The sequence below is a fragment of the Sphingobacterium sp. SGG-5 genome (genome assembly GCF_011043525.1).
Lineage (GTDB): Bacteria > Bacteroidota > Bacteroidia > Sphingobacteriales > Sphingobacteriaceae > Sphingobacterium.
Map to the genome: position 1 here is coordinate 167,868 of NZ_JAAKGO010000002.1, position 22,144 is coordinate 190,011.

Sequence of the window (22,144 nt, forward strand, 5' to 3'; positions counted from 1 at the left end):
ATCTATGATTGAACAATTTTTCAATTGATTGAAAAGTATTTAATTCAAATTCATTCATAGATTTCTCCCGTTGGTCGAAATGACGATGAAAGGGATTACCAAACGTTTTGCTACACCTTCTTTTATAAAGGAAGCGCTGCTCCCATAACCGTTTTGCCTGTGCGGCTCTTATCGTTCTGATCCTGTGTCACAAAATCCTCTTCCAGATTGTGGTTAATGGACAGCAGCTGGAGCTGCAACAAGTTCAGGCCATATAACAACGCTGGATTACCTGTTCCAATTGGTAATACGGTCTGTGTGAGACCACCATGATTACCCAAGCTACCCAACATAGTGGTGGCATCAAAGGTAGCCCCGGCTACCACCACACCATCTGCATCGTATACGTTGCTTCCGACAATGCTGGTTGAAACGGTGATTCCGTTACCTGCAGTTTGTGTCGCTGCGCCTGTATTTCCAGCAACTATGGTGTTAAAGAGGTTTACTTCGTTTGTGCCGGTAGCTGACATGTCAATACCGCTTCCTGTCCCTCCTGCATTGTTGGTAATGGTCGAACTAAAAACGTTTAACTTAGCCGAACCGTGCATGCGAATACCCCCACCTGCACCAGTACCGCCTGCGGTATTCCCATAGATCGTACAGTTGACCATCACCCCTTCAGAAAGCTCACGTCCATAATATCCCGGAGCTGCACTATTGGCTCCAAATATCCCGGTTACATTGTTAGCGATCGTCACATTGTACATATAGGTGTACGTGGTCCGTGCGGTATTCAAGGCGTATACGCCTCCGCCAACACCGCCTATCCGGTTCTCACTAACGGTCGAGTTATAGATGTACAGCGTTGAGCCGTCGTTCCATATACCGCCACCGTTCGAAGCTGCTACAGATGCACTATTTTTGCTGATACTGCTGTTTTTAATCGTCACCACAGCCTGGTTTGTTATATACATTCCTGCAGCATGATTGGCGGTTGTATTTTCGATAATCTGACAATTGTCTATAAGCACTTTTGCACCTCCAATGATTATGCCTCCACCATGGGCCCTACTGAAATTTGTTCCATTGACCGAAATATTTCCTGAGCCGCCCGCATTTCCGTCACGAATGGTGAGTCCTTTTAAGGAAACTTCCTGATCTTCCGCCTTCACTGCCGTAACCGCAACGACATGTCGGGCTTTATCCGACCCCAGATTGCCGCTTAATACCGTTGGGCTATTTTCGGGATCGGCTATTGCACCTTCCTGCGCATTGGTGGGATACCCCCCTATAATCTGCACATTCGCACGAATTTCAAACGTATATTCTTTGAGATCACTTGCTGTCCCTCCGGTGAGGGCTGTGGTCGGCGCATAGGTACCTGCCGCGATATGGATAAAATCGCCATCGGCCACCTCATCCAATGCTTTATCCAAGGTTGTAGGTGCAGCCCAAGAAAGACCATCATTACCCGCCGTGCCACTGGTCTTAACATAGAAGTGACGGGTATAGTCTGGTGGCGGGTCGCCTGCCGCTTGTGTAAGCAGTAGTTCTGTCTGCGACGCATCGGTAATATAGGCGATGATATGAGCGGTTCGCTCTTCGGTCGTTCTGTTACGTTGCACAGCAATCTTCGCCTTTTCTCCTGCTGTCCCATTTGCCTTAATTAATGTGATCCACGCAGCATCCGTACGGATACGCCAAGGTAAGTTCGCGTTTATTTCCAATTCAATTTCTTCCACATCATTACCGACCGTAACGTGTTGTTGGTCAAAATTGATGGATGGATCTTCAGGTGTAAAACTTTCCGCATCTATTTTCTGGCAGGCAACCATCACTAAAGAAAACACGACCAGCGTAAATAGATAATATATTATTGATTGTTTCATGATTGTTGTTTTTTAATCTGCTGTAGAAATAATGAGCAAACCATTGGCCACGGCACGTTCGGCGCCACCATTATCGGATGGCCAATTGCGGAGCACAAAGCGGCCGTCGTCAAACCCGGGTGTATTCCGGATAAAGAACGTGCTGGAACCTCCACCATCCAAATTAATAGCATCATATGCCCCCAAGGCAGCCATAACCTTTGCCATATCCGCGTAGTTCATCCCATTGGAATAATGAAAGCGGCGGCCATCAACGACAAACATATATACTTTGGTGCCGTCTTGGTTTACACCAATACCCGTACGTGGCTCCAGTCTATCGTCTGTCTGTGGTGGAGCAATACCATCTTTGAGCAAAGTGACACGGCCGCCCACGGCTTCCTGTAGGGTGTTTTTGATGACAGCATACTCGTCCTGATCACCTATTACAGCCTTTCCATCAGAGGTGATGCCGAAGAAGGTGTTGACTGCATCGGTAACAGAAGTTTTGATCGCGACACCTTCTTTATACAATATCCCTTGCGGAGCGCCATTAGTCATGTTGAAAAAATCCGCATTGATACCCGCCCATACTTTATGTCCTACGGCATCTTCATATGTCGCTTGTTTCGTCATCTGCTGCATACCAAAAGCCGGCTGGTTATTAGGTGTCGAGACCTCAATTTTGACAGTTGGATCCGACAGATCCACTTCAAAAACAAAGGCTTTCATGGAGAGCCCCGTCGAGGAAAGATATTGGATTTCTGTAGCTTCCACCCCTGAACTCACCGTGTATGACGTGTCCGAGCTAATGCTGGCCACCAAGTCGGTCTTATTCGTGATCGCTGTTCCTACGGTTGTCTTGGGTATAGCGACATAGGTCTCGTAAGGTTGGATCAGTTCTTGCTTATTGTTACAAGCCGCACTCATCAATGTCAGTCCGATGAAACTGAAGAGTGACAATAGTGTTCTTAATTTTATCTTTTTCATGCTCTTTTTCTTAATAATCAGGATTCGGTTTGAGATTGGTATTCCGTTGCAATTCATTGCCCGGTATAGGCAACACCGTTTGGTAAGGTAAAATTCCCAATTCGGCTACTGCTTTTCCTGTACGTACCAAATCATAATATCTAAAGTTCTCACCGAGCAATTCCATTTGCCTTTCCTTCAACACCGCATCCAGAAAATCGGATTCAGAAGGTGATACCGGGGATAGTCCACGATGAACACGCAATTGGTTCAAACGATCCAAGCCGCCATTGTTCAACCCTTTTGCTTCCGCCGAAATCAAATACATCTCGGCTACTCGGGAGATAATCACCGGATCTCTCCCGGTCTGTCCGCTGGGATATTTGTTCACACAATCCGTTCCGGCAATATTCACAATAGTCATATTCCGGCGTTTATCCTGCGATGTAAATAAGTTGACCGTCTCCTGCGGCAGGCGATAGTTGCCCTGCCCCTTATTCGGATGGGCGTAGGAATAAAACAGATCGGAGATATTGATGGAAGACTCTTCAGACAGGTTCTCAAACGCAAAGATTATTTCGGTATTTGCCGCCTTTCGAAAAATCTTCTCAAAGCTATCAAGAGCATATTTACCGATGAGGCTTTCAGCAGCTGTAGCTGCCTGCGGTTTCTTCCCCTGCGTCAAGAATACACGCGCCTGCAATGCGGTCACCGCATCTTTGGATACGTAGTAGTAAGACTGCGCATCTCCGAGAAGCTTACCCGCTTCAACAAGATTCTCTTCAATAAATTGCCAGACTTCTTCTTTAGGCGCACGGAATGGTTTTTCTAATGTATTTTCGCGCAGCAAAGGAACGTCCCCCCAACGTGTCACGAGATTATAGTACGTAAGTGCTCTAAAATAATAAGCTTCACCAAGTGCTAAATTCCGCGTTGCACTTTCAGGCAAATCTTCACAGGTCGCAATAATGTTGTTGACCTGATAAAGCGAACTGTAATAGCCATTCCATCCCCGGCTTATGATCGATTGCAGCGGTGAAAGTATACTATTTATCAAATTCAGCGGCGATGTATTTGCTCCGCCTTGTAAATCCCCGCCGAGCAAATCGAACAGGATAAAATTATGTGTTCCCGGATCATTCTGCATATTGTTGTACATCCCCATGCGAAGCGCCGGAATATCATCGGGCGTTACGGCATCCGGGGACATCGCCGAATGGGAATACAGGTCTAACCTGTCTGCACATGAGCCGAATAAAAGGGTCATGAACAGGCCCATATATATGTATTTTCTAAAATTCTTCATAAGACTACAGATTAATATTCACACCAAAACTGAACGTACGTGGTTGTGGAACACCGAAAAGATCGACACCGTAAAAACGTGGGTCCAAGTCCTTATTGACTTCCGGATCCCATCCTGAATAATTCGTCAGCAAAAACAAATTATCTGCGGTAGTAAATACGCGCAAGCCCTTTAACTTTAACGATCGCACCATCTCTTTCGGAAAGCTGTATCCCAACGTCAGCGCCCGGAGCCTGATGAACGAACCGTCTTCCAGAAAACGGGTAGAATTCTTGTTGTTATGGCTATGGCCAATCAATGGTCTGGGATAGACATTTGTCGAGCCCGGACCGGTCCACGCGTTTTCGACATAGGTCAGATCCTTGGCAAAGGTCGCTGCCAGATTAGCCATACCAGTAGACTTCCATTGGGCATAAACATCGGTACCGTACAAATAAGTCAGCAGGACATCGAGTTGAAAACCTTTGTAGCTGAAACTGTTGTTCCACCCTCCTGCAAACTTTGGATTAGAGTTTCCAACAACCACACGGTCATCGTCATTGATGATATTATTTCCATCGAGATCACGCCATTTGACGTCACCTGCGCGTACCCCCAAATCAAATTGCTCTTGTGGCACCTCGCCGTCGTATTGATACAGACCTTCCCAATCGAAGAGATAGAAAGCTCCTATACTTTGTCCGATCTTAAGTGCCCTGTTCTCACCGATAGAAATCGGCACATCATCTTCCAGCAACGAGGTTATTCTATTGGTGTTGTGCGCAATATTGAACGCTGATTTCCAAGTTAGGTCACCTAATGGAACATCCGTATTGATACTCAGCTCCAATCCCTTGTTAAGCATAGACCCTATATTGCTGGTGATGGTCGTCACACCTGTTGTCGCATGTATAGGCATACTATACAGCAAGTCTGTGGTCTTCTTATAATAGGCATCAAAAGAAATATTCAATTTCCGCTGTAAGAAGGAAATATCAAAACCCGCATCATATTGATCGGCTTTCTCCCACCGAAGGTCTTCGTTTCCAAAAGAGGTAACAGAAATACCACTTTGGTTGCCATAGTTTTGTCCTCCGGCCATCAACGCCTGATAGGCATATTGACCAATCCCTTCTTGATTTCCGGTCTTACCGTAACTGGCTCGGATCTTCATATCGTGGCTATTCTCCCCCATAAACTCCTCTTTGGAGACATTCCAACCGAAGGAAATGGAAGGGAAATACCCCCAACGATTATCTCGATGAAATTTGGAAGAGCCATCCGCCCGGAGGGTAGCCGTCATCATGTATTTATCCTGATAGGATAAAGTACCCCGACCAAAGTAGGATTCTAAAGCGTATTCACCGAGACTTCCACTCGCATCAAAAATTTCGGAGGCCACCGATACCACACGCATGGAGGGTGTAGGGAATCCCCGTGCATCAATCGAAGAGTTACGCGTCATTTGCTGTTGAAAGGAGTGACCGATCATGGCGCTCAAATTCAGATCTCCAAACGTGTCATTATAATTTAAGACATTGTCAAAGACCAAATTTTGAATCAACCTGTTGTAATCGACAACCCTTCCTACCCCTGTTCCGTAAGGATGGTTTTGATTGTAATAGGTATAATCGTATGCATAACCAATATCTGCACTGAAGGATGATCGAAACGAGAACTTATCTAAGAAATTGGCTTGCCCGTAATAGGTTCCCAAATACCTGTAATTATCCACATAAGCTACTTGCTCATTCAAGATCTGCACCGCATTGTGACGGGTGAGTTCGTCCGTCCCACCGACGTAATAATCGCCGTTGGGCTTGAAGGGACGGTCAAATGGCCGCTGCTCGATTGCACGGGCAATAATCGTTGAGCCAAGGTTAGCACCCGGCACTTGATTGTTTCTGATAAAGTTGCCCATATTATTGGCACCCACCTCTAACCAATCGTTGAACTTATGGCTGACCTTGCTGTTCAGGTTGTACTTCCGGATAGAATTATTCCGGATAATACCGGTCTGATCGGTTAGGCCCAATCCAAAATAATAGGTCGTTTTGACATTTCCACCGGATAATGCTGCATCATAATTTTGGAAATGCCCTGTTTGGGTGACCAGTCCCAGCCAGTCTGTGTCGGGCATACCGGAGAAAGGATTCTGAATACGGATCTTGTAGTCGGAATCACCGATCTGCCGCCCGTACTGCCTGTTGTAATTATCGACCCCCGCATTATAAACCGCCACATATTGGTCTGAATTGGCCAGCTTGATTTTGTCTCTATTGGCGAAATTACTAAAACCGGTAGTCACGTTGACACGAATATCTGAACGCCCTGCCTTTCCGGATTTGGTGGTGATTAGTACGACACCATTGCTGGCACGGGAACCGTATATGGCTGCCGAAGCAGCGTCTTTTAATATCTCGATGGATTCAATATCTGCATGGTTGAATGCCGCCAAAGGGCTATAGGATTCACCAAAATTGAACATCGACATCCCCGACGTATTGATCGGCACGCCATCGACAACATATAGCGGATTATTACCTGCACTGATGGATGAGGTCCCCCGGATCGTAATGCGTTCGCCTGATGCTAAGTTGCCCGAACCCATCGATACATTCACGCCTGCAATCCGTCCTTCCAACAGACGCGTAGGACTTGCCACCTGACGTACATCCTCGTCCTTGACTTTGAAACTTCCTATTGCGCTGGTCACCAGCTCCTTTTTTTGAACGCCATACCCCACGACCATCACTTCGTTCAAGGACGATTGTTGTTCTTGGAGTACAATGGTCAACATCGTCTTGTTTCCGATATTCACCTCTGCCTGTTCATAACCCACGAAAGTCACCTGCAATACTGCATTCTCCTGCGTTTGTCGAAGGACGAAGTATCCATCGGCATCACTTACGGTGGTGCTACCATCGGATAAATTCCGTATGGTCGCTCCGGCCAACGGTTGACCAGTAGCGTCGGTTACACGACCTCTTACTTCATGTTGAATACGGTTATGGAAAATATCCACCTTACGCTCATCCTTCGGAAAGACAATAACCGTCTTACTCTCGATGGAATAACTGAAGGGTTGATTTGCAAAGCTTTCATCCAAAACTTCTTTGAGTGACTTGTGGGTCGCATCGATATCCACCGTCTTCCCCTTGGCGACGAGATCGTACTTGTAGACAAAATCATAGCCGGTTTGTTTTTTTATTTCTTTAAACAATTCCCGCAGGCTGATATTGCTTTTTTTCAGTGTGATATACTGCGCTTTGGAAGCAAATGATATTTGCAAAAAGGCAATCAAAAGAAAAAAACAAGTTAGTTTAATCCGCATAAGTAGTGGCTTTAATTTTTGTGAAGGAAATCTTTGCCAAGATAGTGGTGGCTTACCCGCTGGTAGGGCATAGAACGACCTTCCTCCTTTTGCATAATTTTTATACATTTGTTATAGGTTTCTTTTTAATACTTAATTGTTTAGACACTCTTGGTATTTTTTTTCAGGGACCTTATACTTAAGACGGGGGCGCTCCAACGTTCCCGTTTTTTCATAGTATGGGGTCTGCCTGCAGATCGTATAGTTACCGCATCACCAGTACCCTCCTTCCTTCCACTTTAAAGTTGACACCCTTGGTCATAGCAAGCACTTTGAGCACTTCCTCTATGTCTTTCGATCGGGAAATAGAGCCGCCGAACTTTACATCGCCGATGTCATTTTGATAAATGACTTCCACACCGTACCAGCGGCTGATCTGCCGCATAATGTTCTTCAGTTCGACACCATCAAATACAAAATCTCCTCTGTACCATGCTACCGCCTGATCGGTATCCACTACACTGATTTGTATCTCTTGACCGGTAGCAGCAGCCTGTTCTCCGGGACGAAGGATTTTTGAAATCGTGGCTAATGAAACTCTGACGCTTCCTTCCAGCAAGGTGGTCTTCACCACTGGCTCATCTTTGTATGTATTTACATTGAATTTGGTGCCGAGCACTTCCACGGTCTGGCTCTCGGAGATGACGCGGAAAGGTCTTTTCTTATCTCTTTGAACTTCGAAGTAGGCTTCGCCGTCGAGCTTGACTTTTCGCTCGTTAGCCGCAAACCTGACCGGATATGCCAAGGACGACGAAGAGTTCAACCATACTTTCGTGCCATCCGGAAGCACGACATGATATTGTCCCCCCACAGGTGTTTCTATGGTGTTACTCCCTAACCGATCGTCTTTGGAGGAGCTTTTTGAAATCTCATAGACCAGTTCACCATTGGATTTTTTGACGATTTTCATTCCCGCTTGCTCCAACGCTGTGCCTTCCTCCATATCTTTAAGGTTTATCTTTTTGCCATCAGCGAGTGTGAGATAAGCATTATTCCCTCCCGGTTTGATGATTTCTTCCTGCGTTGCGATCTCCTGCTTTTTTTGTAGCGTCGTATTGTCCTGAAACAGATAGAAGGCAAAACCTATGAGTAAAAGTACGGCTGCAGCGGCGGCCACTGTTGGATAGATGTAGCGTTTCGAACGTACCACGGGACGTGCAGATGATATACGCCCCCAGATCTTTCGCTTGGCATGATGCATATCGGATGTGTTCAAATCTTCTACATCCGCATCATCGGTAAACTGTAGATACCAGGATTCGACCCAAGCACGTTCCTCATCAGAGGCCTTCCCTTCCTGATAGCGCTGTAGTATTTCTCTTATCTTGATTTCATCCATACCCTTTTATGGTGTTTTAAGGTATGACAATCGAAAGGGTAAGAGGTAGTAGATTTTTTTGTATTGCTATTTAAAACAAACTGATCCAGATAATCAGTAATAAGAAACTGCTCAATTTAAAACGGAGGATACGAATAGCGTTGTTTATCTGTTTTTTTACGGTCTTATCAGAGAGCTTAAGCTCTTGGGCAATTTCTTTGTGCGAGAGATGCTGGATTCTGCTCATTTCAAAAATATGTCGCATCTTGGCGGGTAAAAACGCGACTTCTTTCTCTATTTTCTCCTGGAGCATATTTGCCCGAAGCTTATGGTCGGTTAGGGCTTCCGACGTTTTCATAAAATGAATCATGGAATCCACATACCTTTTTTGGTATTTCTCACGTTGGATAACATTTAAAACTTTGTTTCGGACAGCAGCATACAGATAGGAGCTAAGCGAATTCTGCAAATCCAGATGATGTATTTTATCCCATAGATTAACAAAAACCTCCTGCACAATATCCTGGGCCACCACCTCATCCTTAAGCAGCTTGTATGCATGGCGATACAATACCGCCCAATATCTGTCGTAGATTTCAGCGAAACTTTTTTCATCTCCGGCTTTAAGTAAAGCCAGCAAAGCAAAATCGTCGTATGTACCGTAATTGTTCAAGACCAGGTTCTGATTAGCTCAGATAAAATTAAGAAAAAGTTTGTTGCCATCAAATTTTTATACCTTGTTCAAAACTACAACTTTATCGGCATCCTTATATTACGTCAATGTTAATTTTAGATTTTCGTTCACTGCTCAACAAGCTATAAAACAACGTGAATCTTCTGCGCAAAAAAGCGTAACTTTGCAGATTATGCGGAAAAAATCAGTGGGGAATGCGACATCCTTGATTGAGATTAAGGGAGCACGGGTTAATAATTTAAAAAACATAGATGTCAATATTCCCAAGAATAATCTTGTCGTCATCACAGGTCTTTCGGGTTCGGGAAAATCTTCTTTGGCGTTCGACACACTGTATGCGGAAGGTCAACGGCGTTATGTAGAAAGCTTGTCTTCCTATGCACGCCAATTTATGGGCCGGATGCATAAACCCGAGGTGGACTATATCAAAGGTATTGCTCCTGCTATTGCTATTGAACAAAAAGTCATCACAAGCAACCCTCGTTCTACGGTAGGTACATCTACCGAAATATACGATTACCTAAAACTGTTATTCGCCCGGATCGGAAAAACTTATTCGCCGATATCCGGCCAACAGGTTACCAAGGATACAGTGAGCTCTATTGTCGATAAGATCACCGCCTATCCGGTAGATACGACGCTGACTATATTGTGTCCTTTGATACCTATGAAAGGCCGGAAGCTTAAAGAGGAGCTTTCTCTGCTTCTTCACAAGGGTTTCGTACGGGTATCCTATCGCGGGACCATTCAAAAGATCGAGACGCTGATTGAAAACCCAGAGGTGGCAAACGATACGCTAACCGGGAACGAGGTTGAAATTGTCATCGATCGTATCCGGTGGGACGAAGAAGAAGAGACAATACATCGTATTGCTGATTCGGTGCAGATTGCTTTCTTTGAAGGAAAAGGACATTGCACCTTGGAAATAGCGGATCAACGGTTAGATTTTTCGGATAAATTTGAATTGGACGGTATTACCTTCGAAGAGCCTTCTCCGAATTTTTTCAGTTTCAACAATCCTTTCGGTGCATGTAAACGTTGTGAAGGGTACGGAAAAATTATCGGCATAGATCCCGACCTGGTTGTCCCCGACAAAAGCAAATCGGTCTACGACGGGGCCATAGCTCCCTGGCGGGGGGAAAAAATGGGAACTTGGCTGGAGCGACTGACCCGTACAGCGATAAAATTCAACTTCCCGATACATCGGGCATATGCAGATCTAACGCAAGAACAACAGGAGCTGCTTTGGACGGGAAACTCCTATTTTAACGGCCTGAACCAATTTTTTCAGGAACTAGAGGAACAAACATACAAAATTCAGTATCGGGTGATGTTATCGCGGTACAGAGGAAAAACCGACTGCCCTGAATGCCACGGCAGCCGCTTACGTCAGGATGCGTCGTATGTAAAAATCGCGGGCAAGTCGATTATTGATATCGTATTGATGCCTATCGATCAGGTCTTAGATTTTCTGCAACATATCGAATTGTCCGCAAGTGAAGCCACGATAGCCAAACGTTTATTGATAGAGATCACCAACCGCATCCAGTTTTTGTGCGATGTGGGGCTGAGTTACCTGACTTTAAATCGGTTGAGCAACACCTTGTCGGGCGGAGAATCACAGCGTATTAATCTCGCGACATCGTTAGGAAGCTCACTCGTAGGCTCCATTTACGTGTTGGACGAACCCAGCATTGGGCTACATCCCCGCGACACGCAACGTCTTATCCATGTGCTGAAATCCTTACGTGATATCGGTAACACGGTTATTGTTGTCGAACATGAGCAAGAGATGATGGAAGCTGCCGATTACCTCATTGATATAGGCCCGGAGGCTGGGGTGAATGGAGGGCAGCTGGTTTTCGCTGGAAATTACGAGCAAATCATTAAAGATAAAAGCTCACTTACCGGCCAGTATCTCAGCGGGAGAAAGCAAATTGAAGTACCGGATCAACGCCGGAAATGGACGGATAAGATTACCATCACCGGAGCCCGGGAAAATAACCTAAAAGGTATCACGGTAGATTTTCCGCTGCATGTATTTACCGTCGTAACCGGTGTATCAGGTTCGGGTAAGACATCGTTGGTAAAAAGGATCCTCTACCCCGCTCTGCAAAAAGCGCTGGGCAACTACTCTGGCGAACAAACGGGTAAATTTGATCATATAGAAGGCGATATCGAGCGTATAGAACAGGTGGAACTGGTTGATCAAAATCCGATCGGACGTTCATCCCGGTCTAACCCCGTCACCTATGTCAAAGCGTGGGATGAAATACGCGCGCTATATGCCGGTCTCCCGGCCGCCAAAGCAAACGGACTCAAACCTGCAGCTTTTTCCTTCAACATCGAAGGGGGGCGTTGTGACGTTTGCCAAGGGGATGGCGAGGTAAAGATCGAAATGCAATTTATGGCCGACATCGTGTTGCCTTGTGAAGCCTGCGGTGGCAAACGGTTCAAGCCACATGTGCTGGACGTACAATACAAAGAGAAGTCGGTAGCCGATGTGTTGGATCTGACCATTGATGAAGCGTTAACATTTTTTGTAGATCAACCGAAGGTACTTGCTAAGTTGCAGCCGCTACACGACGTCGGATTGGGGTACGTAAAACTCGGACAGTCTTCGAGTACGCTTTCGGGTGGGGAAGCACAACGGATCAAACTGGCCTCCTTCCTCATAAAAGGAAATAACAACAAGAAAACATTATTTATTTTCGACGAGCCTACGACGGGCCTACATTTCCATGATATTCAAAAATTGCTGCATTCATTTGATGCCTTGATCGGGCAGGGCAATAGCATTCTTGTTATCGAACACAATATGGATATGATCAAATCGGCAGACTGGGTGATTGATATCGGCCCGGAAGGAGGCGAAAACGGAGGGTATGTGACCTTTGCCGGAACACCTGAGGCATTAGCTAAATGCCCGGAATCTCATACCGGTTTGTTTCTAAAAAATTATCTTAATCGCAAATAGTATAGAAACGTAAAAGAACTTTTACTTTAATTTTTTCAGGAAAGCACAATTATGCCGTACCTTGTGTTTAAAATTTTAAACACATGTCAAATTTTGCATTTTTTCAATACCGCAGGACTTTCCTTATTACCGTCTTCTGTGCCCTCTTATCTATTCACACAGTACAAGCTCAGGTAGCCCGGCCTAAACTGGTCGTGGGTTTGATGATTGACCAGATGCGCTATGATTACCTTTACCGTTTCGCCGACCGTTATGGCGAAGACGGATTTAAAAGACTACTTAAAGACGGTTTTTCCTGTGAAAACACATTGATTAATTATATACCGGCATATACGGCTATTGGGCATAGTTCTGTATATACGGGCTCTGTACCCTCCATCCATGGCATTTCAGGCAATAACTTTATTATACAGGCCACGGGGCAAACGATGTATTGCACACAGGATGACGATGTCAAAAGTATAGGTGCGGAGGGGAAAGTGGGACAACAGTCTCCTCGGAACTTATTGGCGTCGACCATCACGGATGAGCTGAAATTAGCGACAAACTTCCGATCAAAAGTAATCGGTATTTCGATCAAAGATAGAGGGGGTATATTACCCGCAGGCCACTTCGCCAATGCGGCATATTGGTTTGACGGCAAGAGTGGAAACTGGATTTCAAGCTCATTTTATATGGAAGAACTGCCGGACTGGGTAAGTAAGTTCAACAAGAAAAAGCTTGCTGAAAAATATCTAAAACAAGACTGGGAAACGCTGTATCCTATACGTACGTACGTCAATAGTATCGCGGATGACAATAGATACGAAGGCAAATGGGCGGGAGAAAAGACGGCTACATTTCCTCACAAGACATCAGAACTTATGAAAGATGTTGGCCTGGAGTTGATTAAAAGCACACCGTACGGTAATACGCTGACCTTGGATCTGGCAAGGGAGGCTATAAAAAGCGAAAAGTTGGGGAAAAATCAACCGGGAGTTTCTGATTTTTTATGCGTGAGCTTATCTTCGACAGATATCGTAGGGCACCGTTATTCATTATCTGCGGTAGAGATAGAAGACACGTACCTTCGTTTGGATCGGGACATTGCTTCCTTCTTGGCTTATCTTGATCAGACGGTCGGCAAAGACAATTATACCATTTTCCTGACGGCAGACCATGCGGCATCGTATAATCCTTTATTTTATACCGACAGCAAAGGCAACGGAGGCTATTTATTTACCCGCCAGATACAGCGGGAACTGGATCAGGAGCTGCAACATGCTTTTGGTCATAAAAAAATCATCCGCAGTATGTGGAACTATCAAGTTCATCTAAACTACAAACTAATTGATTCGCTACAGTTGGATATTGCTCAGATCAAGCAGGTTATTATGAATAACCTGAAACAACAAGATGGTGTAGCTTATGTACTGGATATGGAAGCAGGTGACCATAATATGTTTGTTCCAGCCGCTATACGGGAGAAAGCTATCAATGGTTATAACCGGAAACGTAGTGGCGTTATACAGATTATTGCGGAGCCACAATGGTATTCGGGCAATCCACGCGCAACAGGTACGTCACATGGTGTATGGTCACCTTATGATGCACACATTCCGCTGGTATTTATGGGCTGGGGAATTAAGCCAGGGGTAAGCAACAAAGCGGTCCGTATCGTGGATATTGCACCGACGTTAGCTTCTTTGCTACATGTTACAGAGCCTAACGGAAATATTGGTAAGCCCATTGTCGAAGTTCTGGGACAATAGAATGTCATAGTATTTTTGTATTTTTGGGTAAAAAATACAAAGACTATGCTTTCTAAGAAAACAAAGTATGCCATCAAGGCCTTAATGGTGCTGGGTAGAAACTACGGGAAGGAGCCTATGCAGATTATAAAGATCGCAGAAGAAGAGCGTATTCCTAAGAAATTCTTAGAACAGATTTTGCTTGAAATGCGGAATGCAGGCATCCTATATTCCAAAAAAGGTGCAGGCGGAGGATATAGCCTCAATAAAGCTCCGGAAGATATTTATCTTTCCCAGATCATGCGTCTGATTGATGGCCCTATAGCGTTATTACCTTGCGTTAGTTTAAATTTCTACCGTTCCTGTGATGAGTGTGTAGAAGAACATGCATGCGGCATCCGAGATACATTTACCGACGTGCGCAATGCCATGTTACAGATATTGAACGATACGAGTATCGCTTTACTTATTCAAAAAGAAAGCGAGCTTGGTTTCTTCGGTGCAGATACAGAATAAGCCCCGGATATTGTCCGAGGCTTATTCTATTTCTCTTATCGCATACCGATTATAATTTAATCTCCTCTTCTTTCGAATTGAAAAAATGGAACTCCGTCAAGTAATAAGAAGGAATTGCTTTTACGCGCACCCAAGTGCCGTATTTGAAAAACCATTTTAACCTCCGGGAGATCAATCCGGATTTGATATATACTTTAATATAAGGATGTACACAGAGTGTGATATTCTTTTCGTTTTGTTCTTCCAGAATAAAACTCAAATTGTTCTCGATGTCATCAAGTAATACAATACTTGACCTGATTTCTCCCGTACCATCACAAGCCGGACACTTTTCATTCGTCACGATATTCATCTCGGGGCGTACCCGTTGACGCGTAATCTGAACAAGTCCAAACTTACTTGGCGGTAAAATAGTATGGCGTGCACGATCTTGACTCATACACTCTTTCAAGTAGGTATAAAGCTCTTTTCTATTGGTCGCTTTATGCATATCGATAAAGTCGATGACGACTATACCGCCCATATCCCGCAGACGCAATTGCCGGGCAATCTCCCGGGCTGCTTCCTTATTGACCAAAAGTGCATTATCCTCTTGATTTTCCTTACTTGCAATACGGTTACCGCTATTTACATCGATGACGTGCAATGCTTCGGTATGTTCTATCACCAAATATGCACCACCCTGTAAATTGACCGTCTTTCCAAAAGACGCCTTAATCTGCCTTTCTATACCAAAATGATCGAAAATAGGCTCTTTGTGCTTATACAGCTTCACTATTTTCTCCAGTTCTGGTGATATCTCCTGCACATATGACTTTGTTTCCTCATATATTGCAGAATCGTTTACATATATATGTGTGAACTCATCCGTTAGGATATCACGCAAAATGGTAGATGCTCTATCCATTTCGCCCAATACTTTCTGTGGGGGTTCGGCATTTTTAAGGCGCTTGGTAAATAGTTCCCATTTCGAAATCAAATCGAGTAGATCCTTTTGCATTTCCTCTACTCCTTTACCTTCAGATACCGTACGAATAATTACGCCAAAGTTTGCGGGCTTAATACTTTCTACGATCTTTTTAAGGCGTGTGCGCTCTGCGCTACTTTTGATTTTTTTGGAAATGGAAACAGAACTTGAAAAAGGCACCAATACAACGAAACGTCCGGCAATGGATAAATCCGAGCTCAGCCGAGGACCCTTTGTCGAAATTGGTTCTTTTGCGATCTGTACAGGTAAAAGTATGTTCCGGCTTAATATTTCCGAAATTTTACCCGTCTTATCGATATCCTTTTCAAGTTTTAAACTATTGAGCAGATTCTCCTGATAACTGCCATTCTTTACTACACGGGTCAATTTTAATAAAGACCGCACCTGAGGACCGAGGTCCAGATAATGCAGGAATGCGTCCTTGTCATAACCAACATCGACAAACGCGGCATTCAAGCCCGGCATAATCTTTTTTATTCGTCCAAGATAGATATCTCCGACCGAAAAATGATTGCCGACTTTCTCTTTATTAAGTTCTACTAATTGTTTGTCCTGTAGTAAAGCAATAGTCACCCCATTGTCCGGGGTTGAATCGATAATTAATTCCTTTACCAACAGCTACTAATATTGTGGGAACGATACCGCAGCATCGTTTTCTCCCGAATGAAACCTAAAACTCGTTTAATGAAAAAATACAACCTATGATAAATCAAATCCTTGAAGTCATAGATTGTACATACAAAAAGCTACAAAAAGCTTATTTCTTTTTGTGTCTGTTTTTTCTTAAACGTTTTTTGCGTTTGTGGGTAGCCATTTTGTGTCTTTTTCTTTTTTTTCCGCTTGGCATAGCTTAATGTTTTTAAAAAATGTGAATAAATTTTGTTAATTACTTTTACTCAATGCGTCGATCTGACGGTCGATATATTGAGAAAGGGTAGGATCAGCAGCCATTTCCTTGCTTTTTTGATAGGCAGCAATAGCTTCTGTGGCCAGCCCAATTTTTTCATAGCCCGTTGCCAGATAAAAGTAGGATTCGGCATCCGGTTTTTGTTCGACGACCTTTTTGAAACGGTCAATAGCTTTATCAAATTGTTGGGATTGCAAAGAAAATAAACCCAATGTTCTATTTGCATCCACATTTTGAGGATCAGCTTTCACAACTTCAAGCAATAGGCTTATTCCCGCCATAGGATTTGCCGTTCCCGTAACAAATGCCGCACCTAAACCGGTCTTTGCTGCAAGGCTCGCCGTATCTAGCTCTAGGGCTTTTTCATAAGCCTGAATAGCACGTGCATTCAAAGCAGAAGCCAATGCTGTATCCTGCAAATTAGTATAACCCGTACGATACGCATCCCCGGATTTTAACCAATACTCAGCTTTCGGAGATAGCTTAGCCATCTCTTCATAGATAAAACCTTGTGGGATAGTTTTAGCCACATCGTTCCATTTATCAGCGAGTTGCTGCAGTAATTGAACTTTGGCATCACCTTCGGCTTTTTCGACTTGTGATTCGATCGTTGTAATATCCTGGACTAATGATGGATTTATACCTTGCTTAGACTGCTCTGACACGGTTTCCAGTGTATACATGGACGACGCTTCATCCGCAACGGCTTCGGTTGTATCGTTGTTTTTATCTACCAAACCCTTAATAGGTTGCATCAGCAATGTCCCTGTTAAGGCCACTACTACAACTATTACAACGATTTGTTTGGTATTCATTAGAAAATGATCAGCTTATTTTTTTACTTTATTGCCTGTTTTTACTTTTTCCACAAAAACTTTTGCAGGTTTGAAACTAGGCACAAAGTGCTCGGGAATGATAATCGCCGTATTCTTTGAGATATTACGGGCAGTTTTTTCAGCTCTTTTCTTTACTACAAAGCTTCCGAAACCTCTTACATACACATTTTCACCCTGGATCATTGCATTTTTAACAACTTTGAAGAACGCCTCAACCGTCTCTTGAACATCTACCTTCTCTAATCCTGTTTTATTAGAGATTTCTGCAATAATTTCTGCTTTAGTCATATCTATTTATACTGTATTATTTAATTTTCTTTTTCCTTCCCAACGTTTCCTCTAATCAAAAAGCCTTCAAAGACCGAGAGACTGTTTGGGGACGCAAAATTACCCTTTTAAAATGATGTTTAAAAATTAATCATACATATTTTTTTCATTTTCAAACGGTTACCCCGGTAGCACCGATATGTGTTTTTGCAAATCGGCGGTAAATCTAATATTATTTTACTGATTTTCAAACGGTTAATTTTTACCCTGAAGTTTTAGATGCACTCGACAGAAGCTTCTATCCTTGAAGATAATGGGCCAATTTCTTGAGATCGTCTATCTCGTGCACTGCCGAAAGTACGATCCTGTTGAGTAGAGGGCTTGTCGCGAGCGGATAAGGAAAACTGGAGATGACCATATTCTGCGCCATCAAACGTGCATATAGCAATGAATCGGATGATGTGAACACCGGAAAATCAGGAATACTTCGCAACATTTCTGCTGGCAGCAGTTCATGGAAACGGTGAATACTCTCATGTAGGCGATCAAATTGCTTTTCATAGACAGCCTGACCATGCCGGAGTGCATGCATACCCGCAGGCGACGGCGGCGATCCTCCGCGGAAAATGGGATTCATCTGTATGCGCTGGACTGTTTCTGCACTTCCCAAAACAACCCCTGCATCGGTACCCATGCCTTTAGCCAACGACGCCACGACGACCAACTCTATGTTGTCCAGCTCAAGTAGATTTGGTTGCGTGCCGATCGCATTTCTGTATAATACACCTATGCCATGCGAATCATCCAGAATAAGCGTCACGTTTTTATCTTTCCGGATGTTCTTCAGTATACTGAAATTATACATTTCCGGCGTAAGGTTGTCTAAGCTGTTTGAAACGAGCACAAAATTTCTTTTCTCCGACTCGTTAATTTCCTGTACCGTATCGGTAATCCATTGTTCAAACGACTCATGCACATAAGGTTGATGCAACGATGGCCATAACGCGGGATGACAGTTCGGCGCAAAAAAAGCATGCTGGTCTGCTGACAGCGCTTGTACAGCGGCCTGTGCCGCTAAATACCCACTGGAAAAAATTGCAGCAGCAGTAAAACCAAAACGTGATGCTAGATAGTCCTCCACCTCTCCATAGATCCCTTGCTGAACATTATTGCTTCTGGAGGTTCCATTATTCAGTCCATACCGATCAATGCCTTCCTTATACAGGCGGGTATACTCCTTATCGGTTGTCAGCCCAAGGTAAGCTGTGCCACCAAAGAATAAAAAATGCTGCTTATTGCTATCCAACAACCTTCCGGTCGGTTGATGTAACTGTCTAAATGATGTTGTCATATATTCTGATGCATTACTACACGATATCTTTCTTCATGATCCGAGCGGGGTTTCCCACAACACAGGCTCCGTCCGGCACATCACGTATCACGACGGCACCCGCACCTACCGTGCACCATTCCCCTATCTTTACGCCCTGAATCACGCAAGCCCCTATGCCAATATGCGTTCCTTGTCCGACACGTACATCTCCAGCGAGGGCCACATTAGGGGAAACATGCACGTAATCCGCAATTTCACAATCGTGATCTATCGAGGCATTCGTATTGATAATACAATGTTTAGCAATGCGTACACTACTATTTATCGAAACGCCAGCCATGACTACCGTACCCTCTCCTATATGCGTCCGTGCGGATATATTGGCAGAAGGGTGACATAGGGTAGCATACTTCCGGTCTTCTTCTCCGGCGATACGCTTACGGATACTATTCGTGCCGATACCAATGATCCAGCGATCATCTGCTCCTTCCACAAAAGGTGTATTTACCGGATAGTCCAGCAGTTGCTGTATGACCGGATTCGCATCGACCAACCCGCCGATGGTATAGGCTAAGCTTTCCGCGATCTCGATAACGACTTTCGCATGGCCGCTTGCACCATAAATAAATAACTTTTGTTTCTTCATGAGCGATATCGTTCTAAATTTTATGCCTTATTGCCTTTAAATGGTTCCATCGTGGCTTGCCCCACAGCTGATATACCTTCACGGACAAATACTTTACGGATGGTAAGAAAGAATATTTTGGCATCCAAGATACAGGTCAGATGATCCACATACCATACATCATAATCAAACTTCTGTTGCCAAGAGATTGCATTACGGCCATTGACCTGCGCCCAACCTGTAATACCTGGCCGCACCTCATGCCGACGAGCCTGATGTGAATTATATAATGGCAGGTATTGCACGAGGAGTGGACGTGGGCCAATCAACGACATATCACCTTTCAGGACATTTATTAGCTGTGGTATTTCATCCAAAGAAGTTTTCCGTACGAATGCACCAACTGGAGTAAGGCGCTCCGCATCCGGTAATAGGTGTCCCGAAACGTCTTTTTTTTCGTTCATGGTCTTGAACTTCACAATTTTAAAGATCTTTCCATTTCTTCCTGGACGAGATTGAAGAAAAAACGGTCTCCCATTGTTTGCAAAACACAGACCGATCGTAACCGCAATGAATATAGGGCTCAATAATACCAACCCCAGACAAGCCACGGAAACGTCAAAAAAGCGCTTGAAGAAGTTCTTATACATTCCGATTATAGTTCTCACCTTTGCAAAAATATAAAAACATTTACACGAAGTCCTCATATTTCAAGAGCTTACTGCCGGAACTCCAAATAATTCTCTTAGTGCGTTAATATATGTCTTTCCTATGGGGATGTGAGTGCGACGCAAAGAATTCCGAAGTATGATGATTCGTCTGTTAAACTCTATATTTGCTATGTTCTTTCTCGCCACAATATAACTTTTATGTGTCCGAAGAAAGTGTGCCGACGGAAGCCGATCTTCGAAATAACCTAATCCATGAGCCACGGTAACCTGCCCTCCCGCATAGGTGACCTCCGTATAATTCCCTGCAGCTTCGAGACATTCTAATTCAGCGAATCGCATTTGAACCAATTGTGATCCACTTCCTTTCATCACAATATAACCATCCAAACCATTTAGATCACCACGCAGCATATAACCGTCTTTCCGGTCCCACACACGAGTTATAGCCTTATTAAATTGTTCTTTTGAAAACGGTTTCGTCAGATAATACGCCACATCCAATTCAATCAGCTCCGATCCATATTGATTATCAGCGGTGCAGCAAATTACTTCTACTTTCCCCGCCATCATTTTAATCAAATCTATACCGTGTAGATGATCCATGTGCAGATCTACGAATAATAAGTCAATTCCTTCCCTCTCTACGCTATTCGGCACTGTTCGTGGATCAGACGTTGCTGCGGTCAATACAAGATCTGGCCGCTGTCTAATTAGATTGGCAAGCACCTCAAGAGAAGCCTTTTCGTCATCTACAGTCAGACATTTCAGTTTTCTCATTTATTTCACTTTGATTGATTACTAATTTCACCCGGTAATTTTTACCCTCGGTTTCTTCTGTCAAAAAAGAATAGCGATTTGGAAACACCATATCCAATCGCGCTACTATATTTTTGTGACCCAATCCAGTCGAAAGCCTTGACTTTTTCGCTTTATCTATTGCATTACAACATTCAAACACCAACTGATTCTTAACCAACGTGAGGTATATTTTCAGGGGTCTGTCAGGATCAGTATATATCCCATATTTGAATGCATTTTCTACTAAAGTAATCAGTGTTACCGGAGGAATTTGAAGCTCATAAGGAGCTCCTTCAATCCGATAATCTACGTAGCACTCTTCGAAACGCTCGCATTCCAACTGTATATACTGTGTAAGACCTGCGATCTCCTTATCTATATGCACAGACTTGGCCCCTTCACTCGATACGCTAAGCAGATACCGCATCAAATTTGCCAGTCGCTCAATCGCATCTGACGCTTCGTTCAACGTAATCTGCCGCTGTATACCTGTGAGCACATTACACAAAAAATGCGGATTAATTTGTGCCGTGTGAAACGCTATCTTGGCATCTCTAATTTCGATTTCCCGCTCATACCGACGAGCCATCTCCTGTCGCCGGAGCTTGTCACTGATCTTGGATTTGACATGAAAGGCCAACATAGCAGACATACACATGACTCCCAAATAGTTATGGAACATATTCCAATAAAACAATTCGTCTATAGCCCCCCAAGATGTCCATCCTGCCTCTATGATGTATTGAACCAGCTCAGTAGCTCCAACAAATAACACCACTGCAAGTGTGACAGATATCCATATCCATTTCCTCCATAACAATGCATAAAATAATCCGACACATGCATTAAAAACCAATACAAGAACGAATAACCCCATACACAGGCTCCATATATCCGAATTTGGATTGAGATGAACATTGATGAGCCCCATCAACACAAAATATACAGGCCAACCATAGCCTTGTATCTTCAGTGCTTCCTTAAAAAAAATCTTATTATACATCGATTTG

17 protein-coding genes are annotated in these 22,144 nt (G+C 44.0%); 3 read left to right on the forward strand and 14 right to left on the reverse strand.

The window, feature by feature from the left end; translation table 11 throughout:
• Positions 1–122: 122 nt before the first annotated feature.
• The 6 genes from G5B30_RS03030 to G5B30_RS03055 form a co-directional block, all read right to left on the reverse strand.
• The gene (locus tag G5B30_RS03030; RefSeq protein WP_206366992.1) at positions 123–1,868 is read right to left on the reverse strand and encodes a BACON domain-containing protein; all 1,746 of its coding nucleotides are present in this window, start codon (positions 1,866–1,868) and stop codon (positions 123–125) included.
• A gap of 12 nt (positions 1,869–1,880) precedes the next feature.
• On the reverse strand, positions 1,881–2,837 hold the full coding sequence (locus G5B30_RS03035) for a phosphodiester glycosidase family protein (RefSeq protein WP_165318492.1): 957 nt from the start codon (positions 2,835–2,837) through the stop codon (positions 1,881–1,883).
• A gap of 10 nt (positions 2,838–2,847) precedes the next feature.
• On the reverse strand, positions 2,848–4,122 hold the full coding sequence (locus G5B30_RS03040) for a RagB/SusD family nutrient uptake outer membrane protein (RefSeq protein ID WP_165318493.1): 1,275 nt from the start codon (positions 4,120–4,122) through the stop codon (positions 2,848–2,850).
• Positions 4,123–4,126: 4 nt separating this feature from the next.
• Positions 4,127–7,543: a TonB-dependent receptor gene (locus G5B30_RS03045; protein WP_240903081.1), complete on the reverse strand. Its 3,417-nt coding sequence runs from the start codon at positions 7,541–7,543 to the stop codon at positions 4,127–4,129.
• Between the two features lie 136 nt (positions 7,544–7,679).
• Positions 7,680–8,813 carry a FecR family protein gene (locus G5B30_RS03050; protein ID WP_165318494.1) on the reverse strand — a complete coding sequence of 378 codons (1,134 nt, stop codon included), beginning with the start codon at positions 8,811–8,813 and terminating at the stop codon, positions 7,680–7,682.
• Positions 8,814–8,883: 70 nt separating this feature from the next.
• Positions 8,884–9,465: an RNA polymerase sigma factor gene (locus G5B30_RS03055; RefSeq protein ID WP_165318495.1), complete on the reverse strand. Its 582-nt coding sequence runs from the start codon at positions 9,463–9,465 to the stop codon at positions 8,884–8,886.
• A gap of 193 nt (positions 9,466–9,658) precedes the next feature.
• Here G5B30_RS03055 and uvrA point away from each other — a divergent pair, with 193 nt between their 5' ends.
• The 3 genes from uvrA (at position 9,659) to G5B30_RS03070 (ending at position 14,709) form a co-directional block, all read left to right on the forward strand.
• A complete protein-coding gene (gene uvrA / locus G5B30_RS03060; RefSeq protein WP_165318496.1) occupies positions 9,659–12,463 on the forward strand; it encodes an excinuclease ABC subunit UvrA in 2,805 nt (934 codons plus the stop codon).
• Positions 12,464–12,546: 83 nt separating this feature from the next.
• Positions 12,547–14,214 carry an alkaline phosphatase PafA gene (pafA, locus tag G5B30_RS03065; RefSeq protein ID WP_165318497.1) on the forward strand — a complete coding sequence of 556 codons (1,668 nt, stop codon included), beginning with the start codon at positions 12,547–12,549 and terminating at the stop codon, positions 14,212–14,214.
• Between the two features lie 45 nt (positions 14,215–14,259).
• Positions 14,260–14,709 carry an RrF2 family transcriptional regulator gene (locus tag G5B30_RS03070; protein WP_165318498.1) on the forward strand — a complete coding sequence of 150 codons (450 nt, stop codon included), beginning with the start codon at positions 14,260–14,262 and terminating at the stop codon, positions 14,707–14,709.
• A gap of 49 nt (positions 14,710–14,758) precedes the next feature.
• Here the strand turns inward: G5B30_RS03070 and G5B30_RS03075 are convergent, their stop codons facing one another.
• From G5B30_RS03075 to G5B30_RS03110, 8 genes are all read right to left on the reverse strand, one after another.
• Positions 14,759–16,312: an Rne/Rng family ribonuclease gene (locus G5B30_RS03075; protein WP_165318499.1), complete on the reverse strand. Its 1,554-nt coding sequence runs from the start codon at positions 16,310–16,312 to the stop codon at positions 14,759–14,761.
• A 267-nt stretch (positions 16,313–16,579) separates the two neighbouring features.
• Complete coding sequence (locus G5B30_RS03080) at positions 16,580–17,419, reverse strand: tetratricopeptide repeat protein (RefSeq protein WP_165318500.1); 840 nt, start codon at positions 17,417–17,419, stop codon at positions 16,580–16,582.
• Positions 17,420–17,434: 15 nt separating this feature from the next.
• Complete coding sequence (locus G5B30_RS03085; protein WP_165318501.1) at positions 17,435–17,728, reverse strand: HU family DNA-binding protein; 294 nt, start codon at positions 17,726–17,728, stop codon at positions 17,435–17,437.
• A 277-nt stretch (positions 17,729–18,005) separates the two neighbouring features.
• On the reverse strand, positions 18,006–19,058 hold the full coding sequence (locus G5B30_RS03090; protein ID WP_165318502.1) for an aminotransferase class I/II-fold pyridoxal phosphate-dependent enzyme: 1,053 nt from the start codon (positions 19,056–19,058) through the stop codon (positions 18,006–18,008).
• A gap of 16 nt (positions 19,059–19,074) precedes the next feature.
• On the reverse strand, positions 19,075–19,686 hold the full coding sequence (locus G5B30_RS03095; protein ID WP_165318503.1) for an acetyltransferase: 612 nt from the start codon (positions 19,684–19,686) through the stop codon (positions 19,075–19,077).
• A gap of 20 nt (positions 19,687–19,706) precedes the next feature.
• The gene (locus G5B30_RS03100) at positions 19,707–20,315 is read right to left on the reverse strand and encodes a sugar transferase (RefSeq protein ID WP_165318786.1); all 609 of its coding nucleotides are present in this window, start codon (positions 20,313–20,315) and stop codon (positions 19,707–19,709) included.
• Between the two features lie 60 nt (positions 20,316–20,375).
• On the reverse strand, positions 20,376–21,113 hold the full coding sequence (locus tag G5B30_RS03105) for a LytR/AlgR family response regulator transcription factor (RefSeq protein WP_165318504.1): 738 nt from the start codon (positions 21,111–21,113) through the stop codon (positions 20,376–20,378).
• A complete protein-coding gene (locus tag G5B30_RS03110) occupies positions 21,082–22,137 on the reverse strand; it encodes a sensor histidine kinase (RefSeq protein ID WP_165318505.1) in 1,056 nt (351 codons plus the stop codon). The genes G5B30_RS03105 and G5B30_RS03110 overlap by 32 nt, the downstream gene beginning before the upstream one ends.
• Between the last annotated feature and the right edge of the window lie 7 nt (positions 22,138–22,144).

Excerpts from the sequence above, each read along its gene's own strand:
- G5B30_RS03110 (WP_165318505.1), bottom strand. The coding sequence starts at position 22,137 with ATGTATAATAAGATTTTTTTTAAGGAAGCACTGAAGATACAAGGCTAT.
- G5B30_RS03080 (WP_165318500.1), bottom strand. The coding sequence starts at position 17,419 with ATGAATACCAAACAAATCGTTGTAATAGTTGTAGTAGTGGCCTTAACA.
- G5B30_RS03085 (WP_165318501.1), bottom strand. The coding sequence starts at position 17,728 with ATGACTAAAGCAGAAATTATTGCAGAAATCTCTAATAAAACAGGATTA.
- G5B30_RS03050 (WP_165318494.1), bottom strand. The coding sequence starts at position 8,813 with ATGGATGAAATCAAGATAAGAGAAATACTACAGCGCTATCAGGAAGGG.
- G5B30_RS03035 (WP_165318492.1), bottom strand. The coding sequence starts at position 2,837 with ATGAAAAAGATAAAATTAAGAACACTATTGTCACTCTTCAGTTTCATC.
- G5B30_RS03040 (WP_165318493.1), bottom strand. The coding sequence starts at position 4,122 with ATGAAGAATTTTAGAAAATACATATATATGGGCCTGTTCATGACCCTT.
- G5B30_RS03090 (WP_165318502.1), bottom strand. The coding sequence starts at position 19,058 with ATGACAACATCATTTAGACAGTTACATCAACCGACCGGAAGGTTGTTG.
- G5B30_RS03105 (WP_165318504.1), bottom strand. The coding sequence starts at position 21,113 with ATGAGAAAACTGAAATGTCTGACTGTAGATGACGAAAAGGCTTCTCTT.
- G5B30_RS03095 (WP_165318503.1), bottom strand. The coding sequence starts at position 19,686 with ATGAAGAAACAAAAGTTATTTATTTATGGTGCAAGCGGCCATGCGAAA.
- pafA (WP_165318497.1), top strand. The coding sequence starts at position 12,547 with ATGTCAAATTTTGCATTTTTTCAATACCGCAGGACTTTCCTTATTACC.
- G5B30_RS03045 (WP_240903081.1), bottom strand. The coding sequence starts at position 7,543 with ATGTATAAAAATTATGCAAAAGGAGGAAGGTCGTTCTATGCCCTACCA.
- G5B30_RS03030 (WP_206366992.1), bottom strand. The coding sequence starts at position 1,868 with ATGAAACAATCAATAATATATTATCTATTTACGCTGGTCGTGTTTTCT.
- G5B30_RS03100 (WP_165318786.1), bottom strand. The coding sequence starts at position 20,315 with ATGTATAAGAACTTCTTCAAGCGCTTTTTTGACGTTTCCGTGGCTTGT.
- uvrA (WP_165318496.1), top strand. The coding sequence starts at position 9,659 with ATGCGGAAAAAATCAGTGGGGAATGCGACATCCTTGATTGAGATTAAG.
- G5B30_RS03070 (WP_165318498.1), top strand. The coding sequence starts at position 14,260 with ATGCTTTCTAAGAAAACAAAGTATGCCATCAAGGCCTTAATGGTGCTG.